Genomic DNA, 17581 nt, shown 5'->3' with positions numbered 1-17581 from the left:
TTCCTCACCTGTGCCGCATCACCACAAGGGTGATATCGTCATGGATCTTGTGGGTTCCGATGTAAGTCATCAAATCGTCGAGTATGCCCTCGACGACTTCTTCCGCAGTCCCGCCATGCAGGCGGCGCGCATCCTCCAAAAGCCTATCGAAGCCAAACAGCTCGCCCTTCGAGTTCTCCGCTTCCGTGACGCCATCGGTATGCAGGACAACCATGTCGCCTTTCTCAAAGGGTATTTGCCGCGTATCGATGAAGGGAGCGATATCAGGCTCGAGACCGACCGGAAGACCGAGATCGCCCGTATCTATGCGCTCCACTTTGCCATCCCGGCGAATGATGATCATGTCTTCATGCTGGCCCGATATCGTCAGCCTCTCGCCGTCGTAGTCGAGGAACGACAAGGTAATATGCTTGTCGGTGCGGGTCCGTTCGATGTTCTTGAAGATTGCGCGGTTGAGATCGGTCAGGAATTTTGCCGGGTCCATCTCACCTGCCTCCTGCAGGGCGCGGGCAATCGACTGGACCATCAGCATCAGCACACCGCTTTCCAGCCCATGGCCGGTCACGTCGCCGATGCCGATCTTCAGGTTCTTTCCGTTCTGCAGAACATCATAGTAGTCGCCGCCGACTTCATCGGCCGGGCGCATATAGGCGGCGATCTCCAGATTGTTGATTGCCGTCAGTTCCTTGGCCCGCGGCAGGACCATGAGCTGGATCTGCCTGGCGACGTTGAGTTCCGCACCCAGCCGCAGGTTTTCGTTCTTCAATTGGCTGTTGAGGGTTGAGATCTCCTCCTTGGCCGCCTCGATCTCGCTGGTCCGGTCCGAAACAAGCTTTTCGAGGTTTTCCGTGTGGAAGCTGATATCCTCCGCCATCCTGTTGAAAGCGATACCGGCATCCCCCACTTCGTCCCTGGTCGAGATATCGACCCGGACCGAATAATCCTTCGCCTGTATGCGCTTTGCGGCGCTTGCCAGCGCGCTGATGCCGCTGGTGACGCGTTTCGAGGCGGCAAAGACCGCCGCCGTGACGATCATCAGAGACACCAGAACGGCCATGATCTGATAGAGCAGAATGCGGTTGGTCGCCCGCGATATTTCATCCTTGGCGGCGATGAGCGAGGCGTAGATCTCGCGCTCGGGCACCACGATCCCGAGCGACATGACCTCGCTCTTGACCGGTCCGTCCACCCAGAGATTGGTCGGGCGCAATTGCTTGACGACCGCGAGATACGGAACGTCCTCTCCCTGTTCGCGGAGGCTGATGTGCTGGATCACGCCGTCGGCGTCGAGCGGCAGCTTGGTAATGGCCGTTTGCGTGCTGTTGTGCAAGGATCGGTCGAGGCCGGTAACCCCCTTGGCGGCGGCATCGTTGGCGGCGCGCAAGCCGATGACCTTTTCGCCCACGGGATTGATTGCGACCACATTCCCATTCGACATGGCGAGAAAGCCGAAGCCGGTTTGAGCGACTTTCACATGTTCGACGATCTCGGCAAGCTGTGTGAGTGTGATATCTGCGCCGGCCGCACCGGCCACCTGATGCCTATCGGGCGTCCAGAGCGGATGGAAAAAGCTGACGATCAGCTTGCCGGTGATAGCGTCGGTATAGGGAGCCGTCTGGGTGATGTAATCGGCAACGGGGCGGGATGAGGGGTTGGAGGCCCATTGCTGCCAGGATTCGTATAGGCCTGGAAAGAAGAATGTCCAAAAATCGGAGCTGTTGTGGCCGGGATAGAGCCGGTCAAAGGTCTGTGCTTGTGTCGTATAGGGAGCAGTCCGGAAAATCGGACGCTCCCTCGGGCCGATATAATACATCTGCAGCTTCGACGCGCCGTTGTGCAGCAAGGAAGGAGCAACCAGATCGAGCACCGCGCTCCATTCTATATCTGCCTGCACCTGAGGCAGGGGACGGTGATCCTGATCAAGCAGGTAACCCCAGACGCTGACGACCGAGGGTGTGCCGGGCAGGTTTTGTGACCACTGGCCGGCTTGGTCGTAGGTCACTGTTACAGCGCCTGGAGACGCTCTGCTCATGGCAGCACCGACATCGACACTCCGCGCCGGATTGTCGATCTGCCCCTGCAGCACGCCCGTCAGCGCCTTCACATCGGAATGGACCTGGTCGATCAGCAAACCGACCTCTGCGGCGGTCGAATCCGCATAGGAGCCGATATAATCCTGGCTCGCTTTCTCGAGACCTTGTCCCACTTCCGTCGTGGCGTTGCGCGAAAGGCGCTGGACGTTCCATAAAGCAAGGCCGCCGCTGACGAGCAGGTCGAAGAGAACGGCTCCGCCGACGACGAGGAGAAACTTGGCGCGAAATGAGCGCAGTCCGAGCCGTTGCTTGGCGATTGGCGCGTCCGTCATAGCGGTTTCTGTCCCGAAGAAGCCCAGATCGGCCAGCCGGCATAGCCTCTTGGATGGAGCGCGGCAAAAATATGATCGGCGAAACCTTGCTTGAATCGCTCGATAAATGCGGCCGAATCCCCTCTTCTAACCGCCATTTCATCGGCATAGACATTCTGCCATGCCGTGATGATGTCAGCGAAATCCTGCGGATCGCCATCGAGATTCGTGACCATGAAGCTTTCCATGCGCACATCCTTGAAGCCGGCATCAAGTAGCATGCGGCGGCCCTTGGGACCCATCTCGACATCCATATCGAAATGCGCGAACAGTTTCGCGACCTCGTTATAGGTCCATTGAATGCTTTCGGCTCTGGGCTCGCCAAGACAATGGGAGTTCTTCTCGTTGGTGATGTAGACCCTGCCGCCTGGCTTGCATATGCGATAGAGTTCGCGAAGCAGGACATCCGGGCGGTCGAAGATCTGCAACGAGTGCCTGCAGGTCACGAAATCGAACTGGTCGCTCTCGAACAGCATCTGGGATGCATCGCCGTAGGTATATTCGATATCGTGGACATTGAAGTCCTCCGCCACCTTGCGGGCATATTCCAGGCTGGGGATCGAATGGTCGAGGGCAACGATCCGCGCGGGTTTGAAATCCTTCCGCAGCAGCATGGCGAAATCGCCGATGCCGCAGCAGATGTCGGCGATATGCAAACCCTCTCGAAGGCCGTGCCGCGGCAATATCTCGCGCTCGTGCCGCCAAGTCATCTTCGTCTGGGTTCGCAGGATCGGGATGAAGCTCTGATTCTCCACGAATGTCTGCCCGGGATAGAAGGCGGAATCATAGATCTCGACGATGATGTTGGGTGACAGATCGCTCAAATGGCGAAACAGTCGCGATGCCCATGCAACGACGCTGGAAGCTACGACCGTCAGTTTGAGATCCGGCCGCGATCGCGTGGCATCGAGCAGGACACGCGTCAGGGCACGGAACGCCGTATTGTTCATGTGGATGACGCGTTTCAGATTGACGTAGCAGACGCCGTTCACCGTTTCGATGCCGTTGCGCAGCAGGGCGAGATCATCGGCAAGCTCGGCAACTGAATGTGGTCTCAGAACTCCGGATAGGGAGAATTCTTGATTGTTGGCATCAAATTGCGCTGTGAAACGGCCAGAGGAGCGGTTGTTCAATTGAGTAGCCTTTCGAGCGCGAGATCTACCACGAAAGTCGTTGCTCCCTTATCCCGAATGGACAGCTCGATGTCGGCATCGTAATTGACGGCAAGGCCGAGGAGGATCGCCTGCTCGGCACGCGCGGTGTCGTCGGTGATGACATCGAGATAGTTTGCGAGCGCCTGGCCGCTTCTAATGCGCTGGACGATGGTTTCATACAAATTGCGCTGCTCGGCCGAGCAGGGAAAGGCCAGTTCGATCCGTTCGATCGAGCCATTTCGGTAGACGCGAAAGGTAAGGGTACCGGTGCTTTCTCTGGTGTGGAACGACATTTCGAAAAGCTCGTTCAGGGCTGCCGACAGCAGGTTCGCATGGCGGATGGGATCGTGCCGATCGTGGCTGACCATGCGAGCCACGTAAACGGCACATTGATCGCAATTCGACCAGTCTGCCACGAGGGTCGCCATCTCCATTTCCAGTTCAAGCAATGGCTCGAAAGCCGCGTCCACTTGCACCCGCATGGTATCCTCTCGAAAAATTCCCGAATGAAATGCGCTTCAAAAACTCACGGACTTGCGTGAAATTCGTCGAATGTCGCGGCCGACTGATCGCGTGCACCCTGCCTTATGAAATCATCAAGCTTGTCGGCGCTCAGCGGAGGGCTGATGCTATAGCCTTGCAGACGGTCGCAGCCCTCCTGCTGGAGCCAGGCCGCCTGTTGCCGCGTCTCGACACCCTCCGCCGTCACCCGCATGCCCAGGCCATGTGCAAGGCCGATGACGGAGCGCACAATGGCCTGGCTTTTGCCGTCCTGCAAAAGATCCCTGATGAAATAGCGATCGATCTTGATCGTATCGAAGGGGAAATTCTTGAGGTAGCTGAGCGAGGAATATTCGGTGCCGAAATCATCGAGGGAAATCTGAATGCCGAGCACGTTCAGCGTGTTCAGCGTGTCGAGATTGTTGATGGTCCGCTCCAGAAGCACACCTTCGGTGATTTCCAGTTCCAGGCGTTCGGCTGGAAATCCGACGATATCCAGCGTTTGAGAAACGCGATCGGTGAGGCCCGGCGTCAGGAACTCCGCGGGAGAAAGATTGACGGCAAGCGTATAGTGATCCGGCCATGCCAAGGCCTCGCGGCAGGCTTCCTCCAGCATCCACTGGCCGATTTCACGCATAAGACCATCGGCTTCGGCCATGGGAATGAAAGCTGCCGGCGGAATGACCCCGAGGGTCGGGTGCCGCCAGCGTAGGAGCGCCTCGAATCCGACCACATTGGACGGAGGCTCCACCAGCGGCTGATATTCGATGAAGAACTCATCGCGCTGTAGTGCCACGCGCAGGCTGCGCCGCAGCAGCTCCCTTTGTTCGACCACGATCAGCATGGCCGGATCGAACGTCCGCGCCCGCCGCCGCCCTTCCTTCTTAGCGGCATAAAGGGCGACATCGGCAGCCTTCATCAGCTGTTCTCCCTCGTTGCCGTCGCGCGGCGCGATTGCGATCCCCACGCTGACGCCGACGAAAAGTGAGATGCCGTTGACCGTGAACGGCTTTTTGAATTCGGCCACCAGCGCGTCTGCCAACCGTTCCGCCTCCAGGGCCCGCTGCGGACCGATCTGGATGATGGCGAATTCATCGCCAGCGAGACGGTAGGCCGTTCCGCCGCGGCCGAGTGCTTTCGTAATCCTCTCGGCGGCGAGTTTCAGCACGATGTCGCCGGCTCCGTGGCCGAGTGTGTCGTTGACGGGCTTGAAATCATCGAGGTCGAGCTGCATCAGCGCCGGCCCGATCTTGCCGGTGACCGGAAGCAATTGCGTCAGAGCCGCGCTGAATTGGCGGCGATTGGGCAGTCCGGTCAGGACATCGTGCGTTGCCTGATGGATGAGCTGTGCTTTTTCATTGTCTTCGGACGATGGGCTTTCATGTGCTCCATTGGTTTCGACGATCAGAAGCCCCACTCGGATACGGGAGGCGAGCAAGCGGCGCTTTCCCTGCGTCGGATCGTCGAACTGGATCGTGCAAGGTTCGCCTGTGTCTATGACTTTATGAATAAGCTCGGCAAGCGTCGGTTTCGCAAGCGCAGGATAGGCTTCCCACAAGGATACCTCGCTCCGAGGCGCAAGACCGATATGCTCTTTGAATCGCTTCGAGCAATCGAGCAGTTTGAAATCCAGATCCCAAAGCGAGACCGTCGCCTCTAAACCGTTATCGGATTCGGACCCATAGAGAGTTTGCTGCGACCGATCCACTCGGTTCTCGGGCATATGGCCTCGTCCTCCCCAAGCCGGCCGCGCAAAATCCGGGCATTGTGTAGTTTGAACTGGTCCGTTCGCATCGGAGCACGCCTATCAATAATAGCAATCTCATCGAGCGTACGCGCGCAAGTGATAACTTACCAGAAGGCGGCAGCCGCTTTAAGCGAATATATTACGAGATCTTCATATTTAGCAATGATTGCTAAGACATATGCAGTTTAAACGGACTGCCACCACCTTGTTTGTTTCATTTTGAATGCACTAAGATTGTATTGTCGCGGCAGGGGCGTTGCGGTGGTTGTGGTGCGTATCGGATGGTCCGATTACATGATCGTTGATTCGCAGACATGAGTGCCGTCAAAGGGGCCTTCCTGATGATCGTCCCGACTTGTGCCATACGTCCGTGACGCAGATCAGGTCGCAATGCATTGATGCCCATTTGGGATGAGGCGGCGGCGGAGATTGCTTCATCAAGCGGTTTGGTGTAGGCCCTAGACCTTCAATATTTGCGGACGATCGCCATGCTGCGGTGTTGCTCCCAGAGAATGCCAGCCTCTTATTCATAGTGATTGTCCATCAACTGCGCTCCATCATCGGGCACATATCGAAGCATCATGGTTAAACAGACAAAGCCCTTTATCATCGAAGTCAAAACCTCCCGCCGGATGAAAGCAAGATCGGCCGAATCATCGAGATCCATCTGGGGAGAGCTCGCCGCCGACCTCAAGCAGACCTTGGCTGTGGAGCAGGAGACACAAGCAGGTTCGTCCGTGGATGAGGACCAGCACAAGGACGGCGCGGAGCGCCTGGATATTGGTTCCGCGGCTCTGATGGATCGCGGTGAAGCGATAGCGCCGCAGCCCAGCTCTCAGCTTCTTGAAAAATGGCTGGCAAGGAAGGCGGAAAGGCCGAAGGCCGGCTCACAGGATGTGGTTGAAACATTCCTTGCCCGGCTTGATCAGCAAAAGATGCTGCTCGCAGAGTTTCAGTCGGACCCCGATGGTTTCAAGCGCTGGCGCTCGGCATGGTTTCGCAAGGTAGCCAACGGCTTCGGCGTCAGCATCGGCCACGATCTGATCGATGCGGGCGGTGGTCTGCGATATGTCGTCGTCGATTCGCTCGAAGATATCTCTCGCTTTCTCGACGACCTCCGTCACCATGCGCGAACCGACCTCGATTTTCGACGGGCGCTGGATGCCAACCGAAGACAGCGTGCCGCTCGCCTGTCCTCACGGGCAATGTGATATATTTCGCGATGGGGCTGGAAAAAGCAAAGGCCTGACGCGCGAGAGGCGGCCCACGGGCTCAAGCGTTTTTTCCGAGGTGACAATAAAGCGATAGAGCATCGTGCTGCTTCTATTATGTTTTTCACACGCATCTTCCATCGAAGATGGAACGAAATGCTGTTTGCGATGTTCCCCCACTGAATCTTGCTGGTGACACTCCCTTGGGAGGACATCGTGCCTGACCTGACCGACACTATGCCAATAGACGCGGACTGGCTGGATATCGCCGTCCGTCTGCTGCTGGTCGTCGCAGCCGGAGGGCTGATCGGTATCAATCGGGAAATGGGCGGTCATGCCGCCGGGTTTCGCACGACAATCCTGGTCGGGCTTGCCGCATGCCTGTCGATGATCCAGGCCAATCTGCTTCTATCCACGCTGGGCAAGACGTCGCAATCATTCGCCTCGATGGATGTGCTGCGCTTTCCGCTCGGCGTGCTGACGGGTGTCGGCTTCATCGGCGGTGGCGCCATTCTCAAGCGGGGCGACCTGGTCACCGGCGTAACGACGGCGGCGACCTTGTGGATCATGACGGCAGTCGGCCTGTGCATCGGCGGCGGTCAAGTGATCGTGGGTTCGGCCAGGGCAATCATCGCCTTCATCGTGCTATCGCCTTTCAAACAGTTCGACAGGCTGATGCCACGCAAGCAGAAGGCGCGCCTCGTGATCGAGTTGCCTCGCGATGGCGGCGTTGCGATCGACGATGCGCAAGCAGCGCTGGAGTCGCTCGGATATGCCTTCTCCTTTATTGGCTGCAGGACGGGGCCGAGCGACGCGACAACGCATGTTTCCTACGAGGTGCGATGGCGGCAGGCGGGGCTGAATGGCGGTGGTGCGCAATTGCTTGCGTCCCTTGAGGAGCGTTACAAGGTGGTGTCCTTCGAAATGCTGACGACAGGGGCCTGACGCAAGCCCTGAGACCGGAACATTCCGGAGCGGCAAAGGTTAAGCCCTCATCGAACAGGGAGAAAGCCATGGCCAAGATCAGCGATAGAACAAACGCAAGGGGTTCCCCGCATCGTGGCGATACGCGCACCGTGCAGGCACTCGACCAGGCGGCCGGTGGGTCCGGGGATATCGAGTCCGAACAGCGGGCAGGAGGAGCCTCGCCAATAGAGCTGCGGCCCGAAAATGGTACCGACGATGCGCGCTGCGAAGATTCGGCTACGCATGATCTATTGCGCAGGCAGATGGCTGATGAAGTTTCCGGCAAAATCTCGGACGTAAGGGCAGCTTCCGGATCAGAAGAGACCAACGGAGGTACGCGACCCGAAACCCCTTACGCATCGACGCCGGAGAGAACAGACGTCGAAATACGAACGGAAATCGAGAGCAGGCTGAAAGCCGATCAACTGCTCGACGAGACCGGTATCTTCGTGACCGTCAGTCACGGGCGCGTCGTTATTGAAGGTTCCGTTGAAAATCACGAGGCCAAGCAGCGTGCGGAAGCGATATCCCGGCAGGCCGGCGGCATTATCGGGCACGACAGCAACCTTGCCGTCCGCAAATCGCAGCGGGCTTAAGGCTTCCAGATGCGGATGTTGTTGCTCGTCATCTTCGGCCTGATGATCGCGTCCGTTCTGGCGATTCTCGTCATCAAGCCGTTTACGTCAAGCGACGGCCGAGACAGCGGCGCCGTTAAGAACGGCCCCATCGAGCAGCCCGAACCCAAACCCTGACGGATCATCATTTGGCTGGCTGTTGATTGTTCTGCTATTGTGTGTCGCCAGGCTTGATGACGGGAGTGTTGCCGACCTGCGGCGCAGGCTTTTCCATCTTGCTGTCGCCGACCGCCGGCGGTTTCAGCACACCGTCGCAATCGGAGAGCTTACGACTGGGATTGTTCGCTGCCGGCGGTGCCTGTTCGCCTTGCGCCTGCTTGCCGTCAGTCTGCCGGTTGGTTTCTTCCGCTTTGCAGCGATCATCGTTCGATTGCTGTGCGAAGGCAAAATTCCAGGACATCGCAGCCGTTATCGTCGCAATCAATAGCAGGCGGCCGCTTTTCGTCAGGCTCCGACCATTCCGATGACGTGGTCGATCAGGCCTCGGGCGAGACGACGATGCCGGGGTCGACAATTTCTTCGGCCTCCGGGCGTTGACGATACTTGTGGGCACTTTTTACCCTCCTCAAATGTTGGAGGGGCTGCAGGCCGGATGGATAGGAAGCTCGACTGCCGTTTCGTTGGCTATGGAGAGAAAGCGGAAAAATCTCCATATTCTTCAGCACCATCGTGTCCGCTTGGCACGATCTGCAACCTCATAGGACTAACGCTGGGCTCTGCCTGTTGTTCCGCTTCGACCCAATTCCTTGGCGGCTCCTCAATGGAACCATCGCCCGGTGTTTTGGTTAGGTCGATATGAAATTTGCAATAGATGGAGGCTTGCTATGGCGCTCGACGAACAGAAGAAGCCCCGGGAGCAGACGAAACCACTGTCCGCGACTGAAGCCCGGCAGGGCGTGCGGGGAACACATCTGTTCACCGTGCTGGTGACAGCGCTTGTTCTGGCGGCCATCGTATGGGCTGGCGTGGAAATTTGGGGTCGCTATATCGAGCCAGGCACACCTCAGCATCCGTCGCCGACGATCAGCTCCTCCAGCGGGCAGCCGCAGGCCGGTACGATAGACAATACGCCACCCGCCGGCCAAACGGCCCAGCCAGCTCCTACCGATCGCACGGAAAACAATCAGCAGGGAACGAAGAGCACGCCGGCCCAGCCGAACCGCGATGGAACACAGAATTAGGGATAGCTTTCGAAATTGCGGATGACGCCGGAAGGGGTCGATGCGTTCGTGCCGGGTGCTCGTGGTGGACCAGCTCTCGGCTTTATTTTTGCAAAAAGCGGAAGTCTATAAATTATCCGACATGGCGGGCGCCGGACTGTGTTTCTTCCTCGGATTCCTGACCGTCGTCATCGGCCTGCTGCTTGGCAGGAGTTTTTCTGAATCTTGCGAGTATTTCTTCGCCATCTGTCGATGCGCGCGTTCTCTCCATGATCTCGCGTTCCTTCGCTGCCTGCTCCCAATGATGCTGGCTGCAGCCCCAAGGGTGTCCGGCTGCTTCCCAAATCGCATAGGCCCGTCTGCTGATCCACTCGAACCGTTCATCCGCCATCTCTTCCTCCTTCGTGAATGCTCCGAACAACTGAGGCGAGCAATGGTTCCCCCGGGGGAACAATAGTGATTCTGATGTGTTCCACCTTAAATCCAGAGGTTCACAGGCTCATGAATCTGCGACGATAAAAGGAGGATCGAATGGCTTTGACGCTGATCAGCAAGGCCTTTGCCGAGGGTACGCCCATACCGCGCAAATATGCCCTGGAGGGGGAAAACATATTCCCGCCTCTTGCCTGGGGCGCCGCGCCGGAGAAAACTCAAAGCTTCGCGCTGATCATCGAGGATCCGGATGCGCCGAGCGGAACATTCCGTCATTGCGGCATCGCCAATATCCCGGCGCAATGGAGCGCCCTTGTTGAAAGCGTGGACACGATGCAGGAGCAGGCGCTGCGTTTCTACAAGAATGATTTCGGCAATGCCCGCTACGATGGTCCGCGGCCCCCGGCGGGCGACCCACCTCATCGGTATATTTTCCGGCTTGCTGCCCTCGATGTGCCGAGGGTGACGCTTCCCGAGGCCGCCGGCGCGGAAGCCATGTGGCAGAAGGTGACGAAACACACGCTTGCAGAAGCAAGCCTTACCGGCAGCTACCAAGCGTAAGTCGTGCCTTGCAAGCGGACACGATCGGCGGCGGCAAATTTCAACCTAATCCAAAGGAGATGTCATCATGCCAGCAAAGTCGAAATCACAGCAAATGGCTGCCGGCGCGGCGCTCGCCGCCAAACGCGGCGAAAGAAAGAAGAGCGAACTGAAGGGTGCGTCGAAGAGCATGGTCGACTCCATGAGCGAGAAGGAGCTTCGCGACATGGCCTCCACCAAGCAAAAGGGAAAGCCGCAGCACGCCTCCAAATCCTGAGGTTTGGCGGCTGCACGGCGGTATTCCGGCTTGTTGTCGACGTCAGGCCAGTTCTATCGTTTCCACCGCCAGTCGCGAACTTCCGGCATATCCTCACCGTGCCGCCGGACGTAATCGTGATGCCTGACGAGCCTTGCCTTCAGGCCATCCACGACCTCCGGTACTTTTTCCGACAGGCCGGGGATACGGTTGATTGCCTCCAAGGCGAGATGATAGCGGTCCAGCTCGTTCAGCACGGTCATATCGAATGGTGTGGTCGTCGTGCCCTCCTCGATAAAGCCGCGAACATGGATGTTGTCATGGTTGGTCCGCCGATAGGTCAGGCGGTGGATCAGGTAGGGATAGCCGTGATAGGCGAAGATCACCGGCTTGTCGGTGGTGAAGATCTGATCGAATGCCTCATGATCAAGGCCGTGCGGGTGCTGTTGCGGGTCCTGCAGGGCCAGAAGATCGACCACGTTCACCGTGCGGATCTTGAGATCGGGGATCGCCTCGTGCAGCAGCATGACGGCGGCAAGCGTTTCCATGGTCGGGACATCGCCTGCGCAGGCCATCACGACGTCGGGGGCGATCGTGTTGTCTTCGTAGCTCGCCCAATCCCAGATGCCGACGCCGGCCTTACAATGGGCGGCCGCCTCGTCGATGCTGAGCCATTGCGATTCCGGCTGCTTGCCGGCAACGATGACGTTGATCCGGTCGTAGGTCCTGAGGCAGTGATCGCCGACCCACAGCAGCGTATTGGCATCCGGCGGCAGATAGATGCGCACGATGTCGGCCTTCTTATTGGCGACGAGATCGACAAAGCCAGGATCCTGGTGGGAAAAGCCGTTATGATCCTGCCGCCAGACATGCGACGTCAAAAGATAGTTCAGCGATGAGATCGGCTTGCGCCACGGCAATTCGCGCGAAACCTTCAGCCATTTGGCGTGCTGGTTGAACATGGAATCGACGATGTGGATGAAAGCCTCATAGCACGAAAAAAGCCCATGCCGGCCGGTAAGCAAATATCCCTCCAGCCAGCCCTGGCATAGATGTTCGCTGAGCACTTCCATCACCCGTCCGTCGCGGGAAAGATGGACGTCGTAATCTTCGATCTCCTCCATCCAGACGCGATCCGTGGCTTCAAAGACGCTGCCGAGCCGGTTCGATTCCGTCTCGTCGGGACCGAAGATGCGGAAATTCTGCTCGATATCATTGAGCTTCAGCGTGTCGCGGAGATAGTGACCGAGGATTTCGGTGGACTGCACCTGCTTGCTGCCGCGCTCGCCGATCTCAATGGCATAGTCCTCGATGGAGGGAGCCAGAAGCTCCCGGCGCAGCAGGCCGCCATTGGCGTGGGGATTGGCGCCCATGCGCCTTTCGCCGCGCGGCGCCAGCGCCTGCAGCTCGGCCTTCAGCCGCCCTTCGTGATCGAAGAGGTCATCCGGATCATAGCTGCGCATCCAATCTTCCAGAATCTTGCGGTGTGCCTCGTCGCCGCGGCAATTGGCGACCGGCACCTGATGCGCGCGCCAGAAGCCTTCGACCTTCTTGCCATCGACCTGCTTGGGGCCGGTCCAACCCTTCGGGCTTCGCAGCACGATCATGGGCCAGCGCGGCATGTCTTCGGACGAGGTCTTTTCGCGTGCGTTTTTCTGTATGTCACGGATGCGGTCGAAGACGCGGTCGAATGTGTCGGCCATGGCCAGATGCATGGCGCCCGGCTCATGGCCTTCGACAAAGAAGGGTTCATAGCCATAGCCCCAGAACAGCTTGCGCAGATCGTCGTCGCTTGCGCGGCCGAGGATCGTCGGATTGGCGATCTTGTAGCCGTTGAGGTGGAGGATGGGCAGGACTGCGCCGTCGCGCGCCGGATTGAGGAACTTGTTGGAATGCCAGCTTGCCGCCAGAGGTCCGGTTTCGGCCTCGCCATCGCCGACCACGCAGACAACGATCAGATCGGGATTGTCGAAAGCGGCGCCATAGGCATGCACCAGCGCATAGCCGAGCTCGCCGCCCTCATGAATGGAGCCGGGCGTCTCCGGTGCGGCGTGGCTCGGAATGCCGCCGGGAAAGGAAAACTGCTTGAACAGCCTTTGCATCCCTTCCGCCGTTTCGGCAATATTCGGATAGATCTCGCTATAGGTGCCCTCGAGATAGGTGTTGGCGACCATGCCAGGGCCACCATGCCCCGGGCCGCATATATAGATGACATCGAGGTCGCGCGCCTTGATGATGCGATTGAGGTGGGCATAGATGAAATTCAATCCGGGCGTCGTGCCCCAGTGGCCGAGCAGTCTCGGCTTGATATGCTCAGGCTTGAGCGGTTCGCGCAGCAGCGGATTGTCCATCAGATAGATCTGACCGACCGACAGATAATTGGCCGCTTTCCAGTAACGGTCGATCAGGGAGAGTTCTTCGGGCGAAAGCGGTGTGGCAACGGCATTCATCTGCGTCTCCTCGTTTTCGTCAAGCAATCAGGGCAACGGCCTCCTCGGCGATCACACGTTCCTCGTCGGTCGGGATCACTAACAGCTTCACGCGGCTGGACGCCGCGTTGATTGCGATCGCATTGCGCATGCTCGCGTCTTCATCGATCTCGATACCCAACCACTGCAACCTTTGTGCGACGCGGGTCCTGATCTGCGGCTGATTCTCGCCGATGCCGGCGGTGAAGACGATGGCCTCGAGACCGCCGATCGTCGCGCATAGCCGCCCGATCTCACCCGATATACGCAAGCAGAATAGATCTATGGCCTCGGCCGCTTCAGGACTCTTGTCATCGAGCAGAACCCGCGTGTCGCCGCTGATACCGGAGACGCCGAGCAGGCCGCATTGATGGTAGAGGAAATCCTCGATCCGTTCGGGTTGCCGCATTCCCGTCCTCATGAGGTAGAGCAGGGCGCCGGGATCCAGCCAGCCCGGACGCGTTGCCATGGGGATGCCGTCGAGCGCCGAAAACCCCATGCTCGTGTCGCGGCTGATGCCGTTTTCCATCGCGCACAGGCTGGCGCCGCTGCCGAGATGGCAGGCAACGACCTTGCCCTTCGCTGCTCCCGGATCGATCTCTCGAAGCCTCGCAGCGACGTATTTGTAGGAGAGCCCGTGAAAGCCGTAGCGGCGCACGCCATCGTCATGCATGGCGCGCGGTATCGCCAGCCGTCGCACGACGTCGGCTTGCGACGAATGAAAAGCCGTGTCGAAGGAGGCGGTCTGCTGGACGTCCGGACGCAGCGTTTTCATCGACCGAATGGCACGCAGGGCCTGAGGCTGGTGCAGGGGCGCTAGGGGTACCAGCTTCTCGATCCGCTCGATCGCAGCGTCATCCAAGAGGATAGCCTCTTGAAACATCATGCCGCCGTGGACGACACGATGGGCAACCGCCCGGAGCCTGCCGGGAAGGTGGGTCAGCAAATGATCCAGCGTTTCGGATATGACGGAGACGAACTGCCCGCCATTATCGCCCCGGATCGCCTTCTCGTATCGATCCGGGCCTATGGAATAGCGGAGCATCAATGGGCTCTGATCGAAATCGATCTTGCCGCGGCCGACATTTCTCGGTTCCTTTGCCGTCAGCTCGAAGACCCCGATTTTCAAGGTCGAGGAGCCGGCATTGAATGTCAGCAAGACATCGTCGGACATGTCAGCCTCAAATGAAGAGTGTCGACTACCGTAAGTTAGCGCGCTCCAGCCCGGAGGCAACCGGACATAGGGCCGCATGCCATCCTTATCGACATGGCTCCGCGGCGCGGTACTTCCGTTGCCGCCCGTTCAGGAGGGCTGCGCGCGTCCGCGTGGCGTCAGACCTCCATCACGTCTTCGAACGCTTCGGGAAAGCTCTCCCGCGCCAGTTTCTCGTTGATGACGAGCATGGCTTCATAGGAGAGCGGATCGAAATCCTTGTTTGCGGGCAACACCTCGCGCTCGAAGAGCAGGTTAAGCCGTGCAGCGTCGAGATTGCCGCGCTCGAAGGGTTCTGCTCCGAAATAGTGCCAGAGCGCATGCAGAAAAGCGGCGTCGATCCGGTGTTCCTGCGTTCCCGGCCGCGCGCGGCGTGGCAGTTTCTTGATCGGCGTCACGCCTTTGGGATTTGCGCGGCGAATGGTGAATTGTACGCCTGTACCCGGCATGCCGGAAGGAAAGCCGCGGTGTTTCGTCATGTCGGGAAGCTTGCCCATGGCTCCTGCTCCTCTCCTGTTAAGCAATCGGGTATTGCCTTTTCCGATGTCAGGCAAGCCGATGCGGTGGAGAAGGCTGTATGGGCATCTACTCTGTCGTGATTTCCCTCCGCCAGTCAATTGCGGGACGAGGCTTTCGTTATGCCGAAGGGGCGCCATTTGGTTCGACCTCCCAAGGCAAAGATTACCGCTCGCGAGTAAGTGGAGCCACTTGTGGAGAAGAGTCATGCACCGAAAAGTTCGGTTCCACGTCAACCAAATGATACATCAGCGCGGCAAGCGCGACAAAAAAGACAGTGCCTAGAATGAAACGAAGGAATGTCGGCCACAGGTAAACCATGATGATCGGTGCCAGACGCGCCAACATGAAAAGCCAATCGATAAGTGTGGGCGACTTCTGTTTGTACATGATGTTTCCCTTGAGGGGCTGCCGATGTCGCTCGTCACTATCTCCGTTCGCTCGGAAGCCCATGCCTGCTGAGGGTTCTTTTCGTGTCGACAGCGGCAACCGCATCAACAAAAAGGGGCGATTGATCGCTGTCAGTGTCGGAAGACAACATGAACATCGTGCAGGTTTCGTGGAGACGAAATGCAGGCTTGGTGGATCTATCCTGGATGTTCTTCAGCTCCGGTATCCATTTTACTTTTACGTAAGCTTCCATAAACTTCCAATTGATATGCAATTCGCGGAGGGGGAAACGAATGAGCAGTCATGCTGATGTGGTGATCGTTGGAGCAGGCTTGTCAGGCCTTGTTGCGGCTTGCGAGCTGCTGGAGCGCGGGAAACGGGTGATCCTTGTCGATCAGGAGCCTCGGGCAAGTCTCGGCGGACAGGCCTTCTGGTCGCTTGGCGGGCTGTTCATGATCGATACGCCGGAACAACGGCGGGTGCGCATTCGCGACAGTCTCGATCTCGCCCGCCAGGATTGGTTGGGCGCTGCGGCCTTCGACCGACCGGAGGACTTCTGGCCGCGTGCCTGGGCAGAGGCCTACCTCAATTTCGCCGCTGGTGAGATGCGCAGCTGGCTGCATGGGCTAGGCATGCGCTGGTTTCCCGTTGTCGGCTGGGCAGAACGCGGCGGTGGCCTTGCCGACGGGCACGGCAATTCCGTGCCGCGTTTCCATGTCGCCTGGGGTACGGGTCCTGGCGTACTCGATCCTTTCGTGAAGCGAGTGCTGGCGGCGGAGAAGGACGGCAAGATCGAGCTCTTGTTCCGGCGGCGCGTGACACGATTGGTCGGTGATGAAGACGGCATCTTCGGCGTGGAGGGCGAAATCCTCGCCGAGGACAACATCCGCCGGGGTCAGCAATCGAACCGTGATGTTGTCGGCGACTTCCGCATTGAGGGCGCCGTGATCGTGGCGAGCGGCGGCATCGGCGGCAATCCGGAGTTGGTTCGCCGCGCATGGCCAATCGGCCGTCTCGGCTCGCCTCCTGAACGGATGCTGAGCGGCGTGCCCCATCATGTGGACGGTCTGATGATCGGTCATGCGGAGGCGGCCGGTGCACGGCCGATCAACGGCGACCGCATGTGGCACTATACCGAAGGCATTGCCAATTGGGACCCGATCTGGCCCAACCACGGCATTCGCATCCTGCCGGGGCCGTCCTCGCTCTGGTTCGACGCAGACGGCAATCGCATGCCCGCACCTTGCCTGCCGGGCTTTGACAGCCTTGCGACGCTGCAGCACATCTGCAAGCTCGGTCATAGCTACAGCTGGTTCGTGACCACGCAGAAAATCGTCAAGAAGGAATTTGCCCTTTCGGGCTCCGAGCAGAACCCGGATCTTACCGGACGCGATATCGGGCTTCTTCTGCGCAGCCGCCTTGGGCGATCGGCTCCTCCGCCGGTGGAAGCCTTCAAGGCGAAGGGTAGGGATTTCGTCGTCGCCGAAACGCTGGAGGAGCTTGTGGCCGGCATGAACCGTATCGGCGATCGTCCGCTCGATCTTGCCCATCTGCGCAGGCAGATCGAAGCCCGCGATCGTGAATTGGATAACCCCTTTGCCAAGGATGCCCAGATCGTCGCCTTGCGACAGGCGCGCGGCTATCTCGGCGATCGCTTCATGCGCACGGCTCCTCCGCATCGCATATTGGATGCTAAGGCAGGTCCATTGATCGCCGTGCGCCTCCATATTCTGACGCGGAAATCTCTTGGCGGTCTCGAAACCGATCTGAATAGCCAGGCGCTCGGGCGGAGCGGCGCACTCATCCCGGGATTGTATGCCTGCGGCGAGGCCGCAGGCTTCGGCGGCGGCGGATATCACGGCTACAATGCGTTGGAGGGCACATTTCTGGGAGGATGCATCTTTTCCGGCCGCAATGCAGGGCGGGCGGCATAAGCCGGTCGAAATGGGCGCGGTTTTAGGGGAGGGTGTCCGACGACACTGCGAGGG

The 17581-nt window shown here is 58.9% G+C and carries 18 protein-coding genes; 8 read left to right on the top strand and 10 right to left on the bottom strand.

Annotated elements, in window-relative coordinates; all coding sequences use genetic code 11:
* Positions 1–4: 4 nt before the first annotated feature.
* The 4 genes from RTCIAT899_RS30940 to RTCIAT899_RS30925 are packed head-to-tail and all read right to left on the bottom strand — an operon-like array spanning position 5 to position 5782.
* Positions 5–2365 carry a SpoIIE family protein phosphatase gene (locus RTCIAT899_RS30940; RefSeq protein ID WP_015343794.1) on the bottom strand — a complete coding sequence of 787 codons (2361 nt, stop codon included), beginning with the start codon at positions 2363–2365 and terminating at the stop codon, positions 5–7.
* Positions 2362–3537, bottom strand: coding sequence for a class I SAM-dependent methyltransferase (locus RTCIAT899_RS30935; RefSeq protein ID WP_015343793.1), 1176 nt, complete (start codon positions 3535–3537; stop codon positions 2362–2364). The genes RTCIAT899_RS30940 and RTCIAT899_RS30935 overlap by 4 nt, the downstream gene beginning before the upstream one ends.
* Positions 3534–4040 carry a hypothetical protein gene (locus RTCIAT899_RS30930; protein WP_041678281.1) on the bottom strand — a complete coding sequence of 169 codons (507 nt, stop codon included), beginning with the start codon at positions 4038–4040 and terminating at the stop codon, positions 3534–3536. Before RTCIAT899_RS30930 ends, RTCIAT899_RS30935 begins: the two co-directional genes overlap by 4 nt.
* A gap of 44 nt (positions 4041–4084) precedes the next feature.
* Complete coding sequence (locus tag RTCIAT899_RS30925) at positions 4085–5782, bottom strand: putative bifunctional diguanylate cyclase/phosphodiesterase (RefSeq protein ID WP_015343791.1); 1698 nt, start codon at positions 5780–5782, stop codon at positions 4085–4087.
* Between the two features lie 560 nt (positions 5783–6342).
* Between RTCIAT899_RS30925 and RTCIAT899_RS30920 the strand changes: the two genes are divergently transcribed.
* From RTCIAT899_RS30920 to RTCIAT899_RS33920, 4 genes are all read left to right on the top strand, one after another.
* On the top strand, positions 6343–7017 hold the full coding sequence (locus RTCIAT899_RS30920; protein ID WP_015343790.1) for a hypothetical protein: 675 nt from the start codon (positions 6343–6345) through the stop codon (positions 7015–7017).
* A 216-nt stretch (positions 7018–7233) separates the two neighbouring features.
* Complete coding sequence (locus tag RTCIAT899_RS30915) at positions 7234–7962, top strand: MgtC/SapB family protein (RefSeq protein WP_015343789.1); 729 nt, start codon at positions 7234–7236, stop codon at positions 7960–7962.
* 68 nt (positions 7963–8030) lie between these two features.
* The gene (locus tag RTCIAT899_RS30910) at positions 8031–8579 is read left to right on the top strand and encodes a BON domain-containing protein (protein ID WP_015343788.1); all 549 of its coding nucleotides are present in this window, start codon (positions 8031–8033) and stop codon (positions 8577–8579) included.
* A gap of 9 nt (positions 8580–8588) precedes the next feature.
* On the top strand, positions 8589–8735 hold the full coding sequence (locus RTCIAT899_RS33920; RefSeq protein WP_015343787.1) for a hypothetical protein: 147 nt from the start codon (positions 8589–8591) through the stop codon (positions 8733–8735).
* 34 nt (positions 8736–8769) lie between these two features.
* Here the strand turns inward: RTCIAT899_RS33920 and RTCIAT899_RS30905 are convergent, their stop codons facing one another.
* Complete coding sequence (locus tag RTCIAT899_RS30905; protein WP_051043364.1) at positions 8770–9018, bottom strand: hypothetical protein; 249 nt, start codon at positions 9016–9018, stop codon at positions 8770–8772.
* A gap of 424 nt (positions 9019–9442) precedes the next feature.
* Here RTCIAT899_RS30905 and RTCIAT899_RS30900 point away from each other — a divergent pair, with 424 nt between their 5' ends.
* On the top strand, positions 9443–9799 hold the full coding sequence (locus tag RTCIAT899_RS30900) for a hypothetical protein (RefSeq protein WP_015343785.1): 357 nt from the start codon (positions 9443–9445) through the stop codon (positions 9797–9799).
* Positions 9800–9911: 112 nt separating this feature from the next.
* Here the strand turns inward: RTCIAT899_RS30900 and RTCIAT899_RS30895 are convergent, their stop codons facing one another.
* Entirely contained in the window at positions 9912–10169 is a 258-nt protein-coding gene (locus tag RTCIAT899_RS30895) for a DUF2934 domain-containing protein (protein WP_015343784.1), read from the bottom strand.
* A gap of 140 nt (positions 10170–10309) precedes the next feature.
* On the opposite strand from RTCIAT899_RS30895, the gene RTCIAT899_RS30890 reads away from it, so the two are divergent.
* Complete coding sequence (locus RTCIAT899_RS30890) at positions 10310–10771, top strand: YbhB/YbcL family Raf kinase inhibitor-like protein (protein ID WP_015343783.1); 462 nt, start codon at positions 10310–10312, stop codon at positions 10769–10771.
* 67 nt (positions 10772–10838) lie between these two features.
* Positions 10839–11027, top strand: coding sequence for a DUF3008 family protein (locus RTCIAT899_RS30885; RefSeq protein WP_015343782.1), 189 nt, complete (start codon positions 10839–10841; stop codon positions 11025–11027).
* Between the two features lie 53 nt (positions 11028–11080).
* Here the strand turns inward: RTCIAT899_RS30885 and RTCIAT899_RS30880 are convergent, their stop codons facing one another.
* From RTCIAT899_RS30880 to RTCIAT899_RS30865, 4 genes are all read right to left on the bottom strand, one after another.
* A complete protein-coding gene (locus RTCIAT899_RS30880) occupies positions 11081–13456 on the bottom strand; it encodes a phosphoketolase family protein (protein ID WP_041678495.1) in 2376 nt (791 codons plus the stop codon).
* A gap of 19 nt (positions 13457–13475) precedes the next feature.
* Positions 13476–14648 (bottom strand): acetate/propionate family kinase, encoded by a 1173-nt coding sequence (locus tag RTCIAT899_RS30875; protein ID WP_015343780.1) that lies wholly within the window; start codon positions 14646–14648, stop codon positions 13476–13478.
* Between the two features lie 158 nt (positions 14649–14806).
* Positions 14807–15184, bottom strand: a complete 378-nt coding sequence (locus RTCIAT899_RS30870) for a hypothetical protein (RefSeq protein ID WP_015343779.1) — start codon at positions 15182–15184, stop codon at positions 14807–14809.
* Between the two features lie 184 nt (positions 15185–15368).
* A complete protein-coding gene (locus RTCIAT899_RS30865; RefSeq protein WP_015343778.1) occupies positions 15369–15593 on the bottom strand; it encodes a hypothetical protein in 225 nt (74 codons plus the stop codon).
* 293 nt (positions 15594–15886) lie between these two features.
* On the opposite strand from RTCIAT899_RS30865, the gene RTCIAT899_RS30860 reads away from it, so the two are divergent.
* Positions 15887–17527, top strand: coding sequence for an FAD-binding dehydrogenase (locus RTCIAT899_RS30860; protein WP_015343776.1), 1641 nt, complete (start codon positions 15887–15889; stop codon positions 17525–17527).
* The last annotated feature ends 54 nt before the right edge of the window (positions 17528–17581 follow it).

The organism is Rhizobium tropici CIAT 899, assembly GCF_000330885.1.
Taxonomy (GTDB): domain Bacteria; phylum Pseudomonadota; class Alphaproteobacteria; order Rhizobiales; family Rhizobiaceae; genus Rhizobium; species Rhizobium tropici.
Note: the sequence above shows the minus strand (reverse complement) of the source record. Positions and strands in the feature narration are given on the sequence as shown.